Here is a 12,893-nt window from a genome sequence, read left to right as displayed (position 1 = left end):
GACCCGGCCGGCGGGATCAGGTGCGCAGCGAGATCCGGGCGGCCGACATGCCGAAGCCGGCCCCCAGGACGGCGGTGGACAGCAGGTCGGGCAGCGGCTGCAGGTCCTGCGGGCGGTAACGACGGATCTGCTGGTGCCAGTTGAGGATGCCGGCGTGCCAGTCCTTCAGCTCGCCCACGTACGCGTCCAGGGCTCGGCGTGCCTGCGGCCCGAGCTTCCAGTCGTCGTAGAGCAGCGGCAGCTGGTTCGCCACGATGTGCTCGAACTCCTCGGTCCGTCGGGTCATCAGCTCATGGCAGATGTGCAGGGCCCGCGGGTAGTCGATGTCGAAGAAGTTCCGGGTGACCAGGACGTAGTTGTGGACCTCGCCCTCGACCTCCACCTCCTTCTGGTAGGAGTAGATGTCGTTGATCAGGCAGGCGGCGTCCGCGACCGCGTTCTCCAGCGAGCGGATGGTCCCGGAGGCGTAGATCTCCTCGGGGATGCCCCGGTCCCGGTGCCCGAGGCGGCACAGGTACATCGTGAGGTGACTGCCGAAGGTGCGGCGGCGCATCTCCGCGTAGTCCACCGGATCCGGGATGCGGTTCTGGATCTGGTTGTCCACCTCCCACACCCAGCTCTCCAGCATGCTCACCAAGGTCGCCCGGAACTCGGTGCGCTGCCCGGCGGACATGGTGGCGCCGGTGCGCACCCACAGGTCGCCGAGCGCGCGCTCCATCGCGGTCACCGGCTCCGGCTGTTCGGCGTGGTCGACCGACAACATGGAGATCAGGCGGGCGGTGGTCGCCTTGGCCGCCGGAAGGTTCCTGCCCTGGGCGAAGACCACCGGGTAGTAGTCGTCCGCGTACGTGCCCCAGGTCAGCCAGCAGGCGTTGAGGGCCAGTTGCTCGGCCGTCGCGTCGGGGTCGATCCCGGCCGAGCAGAGCGCGAAATCGAAGCCCCGCAGCCGCTCCTCGGTCCAGATGGCCGAGCCGGGGTCGCCGGGCCGCGGCTCCAGCAGGCCCATCCGCCGGGCCCAGGCCACGGACTCCTCCCGTGCGTGCGCCAGGTGCGGGCTGAGGGAGAGCCGGTGCGGCATGTAGATCTCGGGGATGACGGAGGGGCCGGTGCGCTCGAAGGGGACGTGGGTGAAGGAGCGGTGGCGCAGCTCCATCGAACGCCGGGTGAACACCGACCGCAGGTCGAGCGCGGTGGTGCCGAGCCCGGTCGGCAGGAAGGGCAGGGTCGCCGGGGCGGTGGGCCGGGCTTCCTTGTTCATGTAGCGGCTGGAGACCATGTGCCACTCGTGGCCGCCGGACTGCCAGTCCTGCAGGCCCTTGGTGTAGGCGAGGACGGCAGCGATCTCCGCCGGGTCCAGGGCGCGGTCGGCGAAGAGCTGCGGGAGCTCGCCGATCGCGGTCTGCTCGAACTGCTGGAGGCGGGAGGTGAGCAGATCGTTGGAGGCCTCGGCGGCCTCCTGGGTGCTGCAGTCCAGGAAGGTCTCCAACACCAGCACGGCGTTGGAGAGTTCGCCCTCGTCGGTGACCTCGCGTTGGTAGGAGAAGATGTCGTTCCTGATGTGCACGGCGTCTGCGAAGGCGTCGCGCAGCACCGTGAGCGGGCGCGCGTGCGCGACGCGTGCCGGGACCTCGGCGCAGACGTACTCGATCAGGCCGGCCGACCAGGGGGCGCCACCCACCTTGCGGCGCATCTCGATGTATTCGAGCGGGTTCGCCACGCGCCCGATGTCGATGTTGGCGAGCTCCCACATGGACTCGTCGAGCAGGTTCTTCGTGGACAAGGAGAACCGTTCCCGCCAGTCGGCGGACATCGCGGGGACCGTCCGCGCCCAGAGGTCCGCGAGACCCGCCTCCACCGGGTTGGTGGGCTCGGGGAAACCGTCGGACAGGTCCATGGGCATGAAGGCGGCGAGCCGGTCGAGGTAGGCCTTGGCGCCGGCCCGGTCCTGGGAGCGCTTGAACATCTCCAGGAAGTGGTCGTCGAAGAAGAACACCCACACGTACCAGTCGGTGACCAGGGCCAGGGCGTCACGGCCGCAGTCGGGGTGGGTGTACGAGCAGAGCAGCGCGTAGTCGTGCGAGTCGAGGTCGCCCTCCTCCCAGACGCCGGAACCCTCCAGCATCCCGAAGGCGCGCGCCCACTTCTTGGTGTGGGTCCGTGCGTCCTCCAGGTGAGGGTTCAGGCGCGCCGGATGGGGCACGTAGAAATCCGGCAGTTGGAACGGCTGCGTCACGTCGGCTCGGCCTTTCGGTCATGGTTGCGGGGACCGGTTCGCTCCGGCCCCCGCACGAGATCAGCAGTGCCCTACCCCTGGTGCCCGTGGGACAAGGGTGATTTCACTTCTTCAGGTGACGCAGCGGCCGTTGCCCGGTGCGGGCCCCCGGCCAGGCGTTAGGGGACGGCCGCCGGGACCCGGCGACCCCGGGCCCGGCTGTCGGGCGGCGTGGCGGGCTCTCGTACAGTTCAAGGGGTGAATCGAGACAACTCATCTGAATCCAGCGCCGGTCACGGCGGCGAGAGCGTCGAGGAACTGCTGCGCGGGGTGCACGCGCGGCTGTTGCCCGTCGGGTTGGTCACCCCGGAGGTCGCCGGCGGCATGCGGTACGCCCGGATCGTGGCGGACGAGCTGGTCTTCGCCTACGCCCTCGACGGGCCCACCAGCGTGCGCTCCCTCACCGACGGCGACGTGGAGCGCGTCGGGATCGAGGAGCTGGGGCAGGCCGCGTACGCCAACCTGATGCGCGTCCCCGTCACGTACGAGGAGATTCCCGTCGAGGGGCGGGCCACGCTGCACTCCGTCTACGGCGACTCGCACTTCGTGGCATCCAAGGCGTTGTACCTGGGCGAGCTGGCCCGCCAGGTCACCGGAGAGCCGCTGCCGTCCGCCGGTGCCCTCGTCGTCGTTCCCACCCGGCACCTGCTGGCCTTCCATCCGGTGGTCGACGGCTCGGTGGTGGACGCCCTCAACGACCTGGCCGCGTACGCGCTGGGCGCCTACGAGGACGGGCCCGGGCCGCTGTCGCCGCGCGTGTACTGGTGGCACCAGGGCGGCCTGACCTCGCTCACGGTCGTCGACGAGGACACGCGCACGCTGTCGCTGCAGCCGCCGCAGTCCCTGCTCGGTCTGATGAAGGGGCTGGTCCGCCTCGACCGCGCCGGCCGCATCGCCGTGCCCGCCGCGGACCCGGAGGCCCCGGACCCGGCCGTCCTCACCCGCGCGACCGCCGAGTCGGTGGCCCGGCTCGCACAGGACCCGTCGGGGCTGGGCGACGCCTTCGCCTCGGCCCTGGCCCTCGCGCACGTCCGCTGCGTCGCCGATCCCCGCGCGAGCGACGTCGTCACGTGGGACGCGTGGGAGACGGCCGTGCGGCTCGGCTCCGCGCTGTTCACCGGATGCGAGCCGGAGCAGTGGTACCTGGGCGAGGAGAACACCCTGCGGCTTTCCGCCAGGGCCGCGGCTCCGCCCCCGGACGCCCGCGCCTGGCTCGACGCGGTCTACCTCGCGCTCGCCTGCCGCGCGCACGACCGGGTGGCCCGGCTGTGCGAGGTCCCGCCGGAGACGTTGCGGCAGGACGACAGCGTCGACGCCTACGTCCTGCACTGGATAGACACCCTGCGGACCTACCTCACCGGCGGCCCGGGCGACGCGGTCGTGGAGAAGCTGCTCGCCACCATGCAGGCGTCCCTGCCCGAGACGCTGACCCACTCCCCGGCCGATTTCGTGAACCGCGTCGACTATCAGCCGGTCGCGCTGTTCCACCGCCTCTTCACGGGGGACCACCAGGCCTTCGGCGAGGTGCTCGCCGAAGCGCTCGCGGAACACGGCGGCTACTGGGCGCAGTCGGCGGCGCCGCGCTCCCGCGTGGCGCTCGGCCCGCTCGCCATGGCCTGCCTCGCCCACGACCAGGGCTTCCCGCTCGACCCGGAACTGCCGTGCCTGCCCCGGTACCTCGTCGACGGCAAGAGGGTCGAGAGCATCTCCTGACCTGTCGGCGGCGTGCCGTACCGCAAGGTGATTGTCGGATTGGGTTAGGTTTGCCCCGATATTCGTTTCGGGATTCCGAGAGGGACGCTCATGGCGATCGATCTGGACAAGGTGCTCGACAAGGCGTGGGCCGACAAGCCGCTCGCCGAGGTGCTCGCGGCTCCCATTGCCGCGCTCAAGGGTGTCAGCGACGAGGACGGCAAGCTGCTGCACCAGGCGTTCGGGGTCAAGACCGTCGCCGACTTCGGGCAGCTGAAGTACGTCCGCTGGGCCCAGGCCCTCGTCGCGCTGAACCAGACCGTCAAGGCGTAGTGGTCCAGGTCCGCGTACTCGGGGTTCGTGGGCCTGAACAAAAGAAGCCGTCCCCCTCACCCTTCGGCAGGGTGAGGGGGACGGCTCGTGTGACGGCGGAGCGGACTACTCCGCCTCGCCCTCCAGGTTGCCCTCCGTGTCCAGGTACACCTGGCGCAGCGATTCGAGGACCTGCGGGTCCGGCTTCTCCCACATGCCGCGCGACTCGGCCTCCAGCAGGCGCTCCGCGATGCCGTGCAGGGCCCAGGGGTTGGCCTCCTCCAGGAAGGCGCGGTTCGTCGGGTCCAGGACGTACGTCTCGGTGAGCTTGTCGTACATCCAGTCCGCGACCACGCCCGTCGTGGCGTCGTAGCCGAAGAGGTAGTCCACCGTCGCCGCGAGCTCGAAGGCGCCCTTGTAGCCGTGGCGGCGCATCGCCTCGATCCACTTGGGGTTCACGACGCGGGCACGGAAGACGCGGCTGGTCTCCTCGACCAGGGTGCGGGTCTTGACCGTCTCCGGGCGGGTGGAGTCACCGATGTAGGCCTCGGGGGCGGTGCCGCGCAGGGCGCGGACCGTGGCCACCATGCCGCCGTGGTACTGGAAGTAGTCGTCCGAGTCCGCGATGTCGTGCTCGCGGGTGTCCGTGTTCTTCGCCGCGACCGTGATCCGCTTGTAGGCCGTCTCCATCTCGTCCCGGGCGGGGCGGCCCTCCAGGCCCCGGCCGTACGCGTAGCCGCCCCACACCGTGTAGACCTCCGCGAGGTCGGCGTCCGTACGCCAGTCGCGGGAGTCGATCAGCTGCAGGATGCCGGCCCCGTATGTGCCCGGGCGCGAGCCGAAGATACGGGTCGTCGCGCGGCGCTCGTCACCGTGCTCGGCCAGGTCCGCCTGGGCGTGGGCCCGGACGAAGTTCTGGTCGGCGGGCTCGTCCAGGGACGCCGCGAGCCGCACCGCGTCGTCCAGCAGGCCGATGACGTGCGGGAACGCGTCCCGGAAGAAGCCCGAGATGCGCAGCGTCACGTCGATGCGCGGGCGGCCGAGCTCATCGAGCGGGATCGGCTCCAGGCCGGTGACGCGGCGCGAGGCCTCGTCCCAGACCGGGCGGACGCCCAGCAGGGAGAGGGCCTCGGCGACGTCGTCGCCGGAGGTGCGCATCGCGCTCGTGCCCCACAGGGACAGACCGACCGAGGCCGGCCACTCGCCGTTGTCGGTGCGGTAGCGGCTCAGGAGGGAATCTGCCAGGGCCTGGCCCGTCTCCCACGCCAGGCGGGAGGGGACGGCCTTCGGGTCGACCGAGTAGAAGTTGCGGCCGGTCGGCAGGACGTTCACCAGGCCGCGCAGCGGCGAACCCGAGGGGCCCGCCGGGACGAAACGGCCGTCCAGGGCCGCGACCACATGGGCGATCTCGTCCGTGGTCCCGGCCAGGCGCGGGACCACCTCGCGGGCCGCGAAGGACAGGACCGCCGCGACGTCCGCCGGGTGGTCCGCCGCGACCGTCGACACGGCGTCCAGGGACCAGTTCGCGTCCTCCATCGCCTGGACCAGGGCGCGGGCCTGCGCCTCGACCTCGTCCGCCGAGGTGCGGGTGGCCTTGGACTCGTCCAGGCCGAGCGCCTCGCGCAGACCCGGAAGGGCCGTCGTACCGCCCCAGATCTGCCGGGCGCGCAGGATCGCGAGGACCAGGTTGACCCGGGCCTCTCCGGTCGGCGCGCCGCCGAGCACGTGCAGACCGTCACGGATCTGGGCGTCCTTGACCTCGCACAGCCAACCGTCGACGTGCAGCAGGAAGTCGTCGAAGCCGTCGTCGTCCGGACGCTCCTCCAGACCCAGGTCGTGGTGGAGCTTCGCGGCCTGGATCAGGGTCCAGATCTGGGCGCGGATGGCCGGCAGCTTCGCCGGGTCCATCGCGGAGATCTGCGCGTACTCGTCCAGGTGCTGCTCCAGGCGCGCGATGTCGCCGTACGACTCCGCGCGCGCCATCGGCGGCACCAGGTGGTCGACCAGCGTGGCGTGCACGCGGCGCTTGGCCTGCGTGCCCTCGCCCGGGTCGTTGACCAGGAACGGGTAGATGAGGGGCAGGTCGCCGAGGGCGGCGTCCGGCGCGCACGCGGCGGACAGGCCCGCGTTCTTGCCCGGCAGCCACTCCAGGTTGCCGTGCTTGCCCAGGTGGATCATCGCGTCGGCGCCGAAGCCGCCGTCCTCGGCGCGCGCCTGGATCCACCGGTACGCCGCCAGGTAGTGGTGCGAGGGCGGCAGGTCCGGGTCGTGGTAGATCGCGATCGGGTTCTCGCCGAAGCCGCGCGGCGGCTGGATCAGGATGAGGAGGTTCCCGCGGCGCAGCGCCGCGAGCACGATGTCACCCTCCGGGTTCGCGGAGCGGTCCACGAACATGTTGCCCGGGGCCTCGCCCCAGTGCTCGGTGACGCTGTCGCGCAGCTCGGCCGGGAGCTCGGCGAACCAGCGCTTGTAGTCGGCGGCCGGGATCCGGACCGGGTTGCGGGCCAGCTGCTCCTCGGTCAGCCAGTCCTGGTCGTGGCCGCCGGCCTCGATCAGGGCGCGGATCAGCTCGTCGCCGTCGCCCGAGACCAGGCCCGGGATCTCCTCGGTCGGCCCGAAGTCGTAACCGCCGGCGATGAGGGTGCGCAGCAGCTCCACGGCGCTGGCCGGGGTGTCCAGGCCGACCGCGTTGCCGATGCGGGAGTGCTTGGTCGGGTACGCGGAGAGGACCAGCGCGACCTTCTTGTCGCGGCGTTCGATGTGCCGCAGGCGGGCGTGGCGCACGGCGATGCCCGCGACCCGGGCGGCCCGCTCGGGGTCGGCCACGTAGGCGGGCAGGCCGTCGTCGTCGAGCTCCTTGAAGGAGAACGGGACGGTGATCAGACGGCCGTCGAACTCGGGCACCGCGACCTGCGTGGCGGCGTCCAGCGGGGACAGGCCCTCGTCGTTCTCCTCCCAGGCGGAGCGCGACCCGGTCAGGCACAGGGCCTGCAGGATCGGCACTCCGAGGCCGGCGAGCGCGCCCGCGTCCCAGGACTCGTCGTCGCCGCCCGCCGAGGCGGTGGCGGGCTTGGTGCCGCCGGCCGCGAGGACGGTGGTGACGACCGCGTCGGCCGACTCCAGCGCGGCGATCAGCTCCGGCTCGGGGGAGCGCAGGGAGGACACGTACAGGGGCAGCGCCCGGGCGTCGTGGGCCTCGATCGCGTCGCACAGGGCGTGCACGAAGGAAGTGTTCCCGCTCATCTGGTGGGCGCGGTAGTACAGCACGGCGACCCGCGGGCCCGTGGTGGTCCCGGGCGTGCGCTCCAGCGGGCCCCAGGTGGGCGCGGCGGCGGGGGGCTCGAAGCCGTGGCCGGTCAGCAGCACCGTGTCGGACAGGAAGCGGGCCAGCTGCTCCAGGTTGGCCGGGCCGCCGTGGGCGAGGTAGCCGTGCGCCTCGGCCGCGATGCCGATGGGGACCGTGGAGGCCTCCATGAGCTGGGCGTCCGGGGCCTGCTCGCCGGTCAGGACCACGACCGGACGGGTCTGGTCGGGGGCGAGGAGCAGGTCGAGGCCGTCCTGCCAGGCGCGGAGGCCGCCGAGGAGGCGTACGACGACCAGGTCGGCCCCGTCGAGGAGGCCGGGGAGGTCGTCGAGGGGGAGACGGGAGGGGTTCGCGAACCGGTACGGGACGGGTCCGTCCGCCGTGTTCGCCGCGCGGGCGCTGAGCAGATCGGTGTCGGACGTCGACAGCAGCAGGATCATGCGGCGGCAGGCCTTCCTCGGGGTTTCCGCGCCCCGGGCAGTGTTGAGGACAGCGGGAGTTCCTGACTCACCCCGGTCGCCGGATCGCTCCGCGGGGTTCACAGTGGCGGGACCGCGCCGGAATCGCACCGGGCTTCCTCCCATGTCGCCGTCCTCGGCGACGGCGGACCGTGTGGTCCGCCGGAAGGTCATCTTAGGGGCGGGTGGCTGCCGCCGGGATGGCGGGTGGGGTGAGCCCCCGCTGGTTGCGGGTGCGGCGCCGTTGCCGGGGCTCTGCCCCGGACCCCGCGCCTCAAACTCCGGCGGGGCTGAACGGGCCGGGTGGCGCCGGACGGGCCGGGCAGGGCCGGGTGGGCAGCGCCGGGCAGGGCCGGGTGGGCCAGAAGGGTGGCTTGGGCGGTGCTGGGGGCGAATGTCGCTGGTGGGGGTGGTGACGGACACAGGTCGGGGGGACCCAATCGTGGGTATGCTCGCGGCCATGCCCCAGCCCCCTTCAGCCGCATCGCGGGACGAACCCGTCATACGGGAGCGTGGTGACGCCTGCCCGGGCGCGCTGCGGCTGCACGCGGCGGACGACGGGTTCCTGGCGCGGGTCCGGCTGCCGGGCGGGCTGCTCACCGTGGAGCAGGCGTCGGCGCTGGCGCTCGCCGCCGACCGGTTCGGGGACGGGCACCTGGAGCTGACCTCGCGCGGCAACGTGCAGCTGCGCGGACTGGCCGACGGGTGCGGCGGCGGGCTCGCGGAGCTGCTGGACGGGGCCGGGCTGCTCCCCGCGCCGAGCCACGAGCGGGTACGGAACATCGTGGCGACGCCCCTGTCCGGCCTGGACGGGCCGGAGGGCCCGGAGGGCCTGGACCGGCCCGACGCGCTGGCCCGGGCCATGGAGTTCGACCGGCTGCTGTGTGCGAGCCCCTGGGCGGCCGCGCTGTCCGGACGCTTCCTGTTCGCCTTCGACGACGGGCGCGGCGACGTGGCCGCGCTCGGCCCCGACGTGACCGTCCTCGGCCGCCCCGACGACCGGGCGCTGGTCAGGCTCGGCCGGACCCCCGACGCCGTGGAGCTCGCCGGCCGGGACACCCCCGGGGCGGCACTTGCGGCCGCCCGGTACTTCCTCGACGCCGCCGCCGCGGCCGGTACCCAGGCCTGGCGGGTCTCCGAACTGCCCGCCGAACACGCCCTGAAAGCAACCGAGTTCGCACGGCGCCTCGATACCGCCGGGATCGCCGCGACGCCGGTCGGCGCCGTGGACTGGCCGTACGCCGCGCCGCCCCGGCCGTCCGGCGCCGGCGGGCACGACGGCGCCACCCTGTGCGTACTGCCCCCGCTCGGCCGGCTCGACACCGCGCAGTGGCGCCTCCTGGCGCAGGTCGCGGACGGGGGGAGCGGCCAACTGCGCGTCACCCCGTGGCGCAGCGTCATCGTGCCCGGGGCCCGTGCCGACGGCGCCGCCCGCATCGAGGACGCCGGGCTGGTCATCACCCCCGACAGCGCCTGGGAGTCCGTCACCGCCTGTACCGGCCGGCCCGGTTGTGCGAAGTCCCGCGCGGACGTGCGCGCCGACGCGCGGGCCGTCGCCGACCGGGCGCGCGGTCCGCTGCCCGTGCACTGGTCCGGCTGCGAGCGCCGCTGCGGGCATCCGCGCGGCACCGCCTGGGTGGACCTGGTGGCCACCGGCTCCGGATACCGGCTCGCCGCGCCCGGCCGCCCCGAACACGAGGACGTACGGCCCTGTGATCTTGCCGCGGCACTCGCGGACGCCCGCACCGACCCCGACGTAGTGAAGAAATGAGCGAGTACACCGTGTTTGAGTACGAGAAGGACGGCGCGGCCATCTACCGCCAGTCCTTTGCCACGATCCGCGCCGAGGCGGACCTCTCCGGGCTGCCCGACACGGTTGCCCAGGTCGCGGTGCGCATGATCCACGCCTGCGGGATGACCGACCTCCCGCAGGACCTCGGGTACACCCCCGAGGTCGTGCTGCGCGCCCGCGCGGCGCTGGAGGTGGGCGCGCCGATCCTGTGCGACGTCCAGATGGTCGCCAGCGGTGTCACCCGCAAGCGCCTGCCCGCCGACAACGACGTGATCTGCACGCTCTCCGACCCGGCCGTACCGGAGCTCGCCGCCAAGATGGGCACCACGCGCAGCGCCGCCGCCCTGGAGGTCTGGCGCGACCGCGGCCTGCTGGAGGGTTCGGTCATCGCCGTCGGCAATGCGCCGACCGCGCTGTTCCGACTGCTGGAGATGATCGAGGAGGGCGCCCCGCGCCCCGCCGCCGTCATCGGCGTCCCCGTCGGCTTCATCGGCGCCGCCGAGTCCAAAGACGCCCTCGCCGCCCACCCCTCGGGGCTCGACCACCTGATCGTGCGCGGCCGGCGCGGCGGCAGTGCGATGGCCGCGGCCGCCGTCAACGCCATTGCGAGCGTGGCCGAATGAGCGACATCGCCAAGGGCCGGCTGTACGGGGTCGGACTCGGCCCCGGCGACCCGTCGCTGATGACCCTGCGCGCCGTCGAGGTGATCGCCGAGGCCGATGTCGTGGCCTACCACAGCGCCCGCCACGGCCGTTCCATCGCCCGCTCGATCGCGGCGAAGCACCTGCGCGCCGAACACGTCGAGGAACCGCTGGTCTACCCGGTCACCACCGAAACCACCGACCACCCCGGCGGCTACCAGGGCGCGATGGAGGAGTTCTACGAGGCCGCCGCGGCCCGCCTGGCCGCGCACCTGGACGCCGGCCGGACCGTCGCCGTGCTCGCGGAGGGCGACCCGCTCTTCTACAGCTCGTACATGCACATGCACAAGCGGCTCGCGGACCGCTACGAGACCGAGGTCATCCCCGGCGTCACCTCCGTGAGCGCCGCCGCCGCCCGGCTCGGCACCCCGCTCGTGGAGGGCGAGGAGGTGCTGACCATCCTCCCCGGCACCCTGCCCGAGGAAGAGCTCACCGCCCGCCTCGCCGCCACCGACTCGGCGGTCGTGATGAAGCTCGGCCGGACCTTCCCGGCCGTGCGCGGCGCGATGGAGAGCAGCGGCCGGCTCGCCGAGGCCCGCTACGTCGAGCGGGCCACCATGGCGGGCGAGCGCACCGGCCTCCTCGCCGACACCGACGCCGACGGCGTGCCGTACTTCGCCGTCGCCGTGGTCCCCAGCCGCATCGGCAACCCGGGCAGCGTGCCGTCCGGCCCCGGCGAGGTCGTCGTCGTGGGCACCGGCCCGGCCGGCCCGCTGTGGCTCACCCCGCAGACGCGGCGCGCGCTCGCCGACGCCGAGGTGCTGGTCGGCTACACCACCTACCTGGACCGGGTGCCCGTCAAGCCGGGTCAGGTCCGGCACGGCTCCGACAACAAGGTGGAGTCGGAGCGCGCCGAGTTCGCCCTCGACCTCGCCCGGCGCGGCAAGCGGGTGGCCGTGGTCTCCGGCGGCGACCCCGGTGTCTTCGCCATGGCCACGGCGGTCCTGGAGGTGGCCGGGCAGGCGGAGTACGAGGACGTGCCGGTACGGGTCCTGCCGGGGGTGACCGCGGCCAACGCGGCGGCCGCCGCGGCCGGCGCCCCGCTCGGCCACGACTACGCCACCATCTCGCTCTCGGACCGGCTCAAGCCCTGGGAGGTCATCGCGGAGCGGCTGCGCGCGGCCGCCACGGCCGACCTGGTGCTCGCCCTCTACAACCCCGGCTCGCGCAGCCGGACCTGGCAGGTGGCCCAGGCCCGCGAACTGCTGCTGGAACTGCGCTCGCCCACCACCCCGGTGGTCGTCGCGCGCGACGTGGGCGGCCCCGAGCAGTCGGTACGGATCGTAGCGCTCGCCGAACTGGAGCCGTCCGAGGTCGACATGCGCACGATCCTGCTGATCGGGTCTTCGCAGACGCAGGTCACCGAGCGGGCCGACGGGTCGAGGATCACCTGGACGCCGCGCCGCTACCCGTGACCGGGCGAGGCGCAGCGGTGGACGGGCGGAGGCCCGGTGCGACCAGCGCACCGGGCCTCCGCCCGTCCCGCGGTACGCCACCTGCGGACGCAGCCGTCCTCAGGGCGTCCCCGGCCGGATCCGAAGGGGACGTCCTAGCCCCGGACTTCGCGGGTCACCGGTTCAGGTGTGCGGTGCCGGTCGCAGCCCGTTGAGGCTGGTGGATTCTCCCCCGCCTCATCCGGTGCGGTGCGGTGTTCTGTCGGCCCCAGCAGGCAAACCAGGTGCTCCGGCTGCCGTTCCTCCCTACCGTTCCCTCATGGACAGCACCGGGACAGAGCGCCTCCTGAACGTTGTGGACGTCGAAGCCACCTGTTGGGCTGGCGACCAGCCGCCGGACGCGGTCAGCGAGATCATCGAGGTCGGGCTGACCGTCGTCGACCTGGCCGCCGGGGAGCGTCTCGCCCGCCGTCGGATCCTGGTGCGGCCCGTCCGGTCCAGGGTCAGTGGGTTCTGCACCGAGCTGACAGGCCTCACCCAGGACGAGGTCGACGGAGGGGTCAGCTTCACCGAGGCATGCCGACTACTGGCGGCCGAGCACCGCGCGGGGTTCCACCCATGGGCAAGTTGGGGTGACTACGACCGTCACCAGTTCACCCGGCAGTGCCGGGCCACCCGGACGCCCTACCCATTCGGTCGACACCACATCAATGCCAAGGCGGCCTTCACCGACGCGTACGGTCTGCGCAAACGCCCCGGCATGGCGCAGGCCCTGGAGATCGCCGGGCTGCGGCTGGAAGGCCGTCACCATCGAGGCGAGGACGACGCCTGGAACATCGCCGCCCTCGTTCTCCACCTGTCCGAGCGGGGCGACTGGCCCGATCCGCGCTGACCACGCCGGGCCCTCCTCTACGTCCGGGCCCAGGACACCATCCATCCATCCATCCGAATCAACGACCCGCGAAGTC

Annotated in this window: 8 protein-coding genes and 1 riboswitch; of the genes, 6 read left to right on the top strand and 2 right to left on the bottom strand. The window is 72.8% G+C overall.

The window, feature by feature from the left end; translation table 11 throughout:
* Nucleotides 1-16: 16 nt before the first annotated feature.
* On the bottom strand, nt 17-2,233 hold the full coding sequence (locus tag OG207_RS10585) for a terpene synthase family protein (RefSeq protein WP_329098002.1): 2,217 nt from the start codon (nt 2,231-2,233) through the stop codon (nt 17-19).
* 237 nt (nt 2,234-2,470) lie between these two features.
* Between OG207_RS10585 and OG207_RS10580 the strand changes: the two genes are divergently transcribed.
* Together OG207_RS10580 and OG207_RS10575 are read left to right on the top strand one after the other, a co-directional pair.
* Nucleotides 2,471-3,985, top strand: a complete 1,515-nt coding sequence (locus OG207_RS10580) for an immunity 49 family protein (RefSeq protein WP_329098000.1) — start codon at nt 2,471-2,473, stop codon at nt 3,983-3,985.
* Nucleotides 3,986-4,075: 90 nt separating this feature from the next.
* Nucleotides 4,076-4,297: a hypothetical protein gene (locus OG207_RS10575; protein WP_329097998.1), complete on the top strand. Its 222-nt coding sequence runs from the start codon at nt 4,076-4,078 to the stop codon at nt 4,295-4,297.
* Nucleotides 4,298-4,402: 105 nt separating this feature from the next.
* On the opposite strand, the gene cobN is transcribed toward OG207_RS10575, so the two are convergent.
* A complete protein-coding gene (gene cobN / locus OG207_RS10570) occupies nt 4,403-8,020 on the bottom strand; it encodes a cobaltochelatase subunit CobN (protein ID WP_329097996.1) in 3,618 nt (1,205 codons plus the stop codon).
* Nucleotides 8,021-8,063: 43 nt separating this feature from the next.
* Nucleotides 8,064-8,195, bottom strand: a riboswitch (cobalamin riboswitch).
* A gap of 303 nt (nt 8,196-8,498) precedes the next feature.
* Here cobN and OG207_RS10565 point away from each other — a divergent pair.
* The 4 genes from OG207_RS10565 to OG207_RS10550 all read left to right on the top strand — a co-directional run bounded on the left by OG207_RS10565 (nt 8,499) and on the right by OG207_RS10550 (nt 12,817).
* Nucleotides 8,499-9,809: a cobalamin biosynthesis protein CobG gene (locus OG207_RS10565; RefSeq protein WP_402694595.1), complete on the top strand. Its 1,311-nt coding sequence runs from the start codon at nt 8,499-8,501 to the stop codon at nt 9,807-9,809.
* Entirely contained in the window at nt 9,806-10,453 is a 648-nt protein-coding gene (locus tag OG207_RS10560; RefSeq protein ID WP_329097994.1) for a precorrin-8X methylmutase, read from the top strand. The genes OG207_RS10565 and OG207_RS10560 overlap by 4 nt, the downstream gene beginning before the upstream one ends.
* Nucleotides 10,450-11,946, top strand: a complete 1,497-nt coding sequence (locus OG207_RS10555; RefSeq protein WP_329097992.1) for a precorrin-2 C(20)-methyltransferase — start codon at nt 10,450-10,452, stop codon at nt 11,944-11,946. The genes OG207_RS10560 and OG207_RS10555 overlap by 4 nt, the downstream gene beginning before the upstream one ends.
* Nucleotides 11,947-12,244: 298 nt before the next feature.
* A complete protein-coding gene (locus OG207_RS10550) occupies nt 12,245-12,817 on the top strand; it encodes a 3'-5' exonuclease (protein WP_329097990.1) in 573 nt (190 codons plus the stop codon).
* Nucleotides 12,818-12,893: the final 76 nt, after the last annotated feature.

The sequence above is a fragment of the Streptomyces sp. NBC_01439 genome, from assembly GCF_036227605.1.
Lineage (GTDB): Bacteria > Actinomycetota > Actinomycetes > Streptomycetales > Streptomycetaceae > Streptomyces.
The sequence above is the reverse complement of the archived record's forward strand: the minus strand, read 5'-3'. Positions and strand labels throughout refer to the sequence as shown.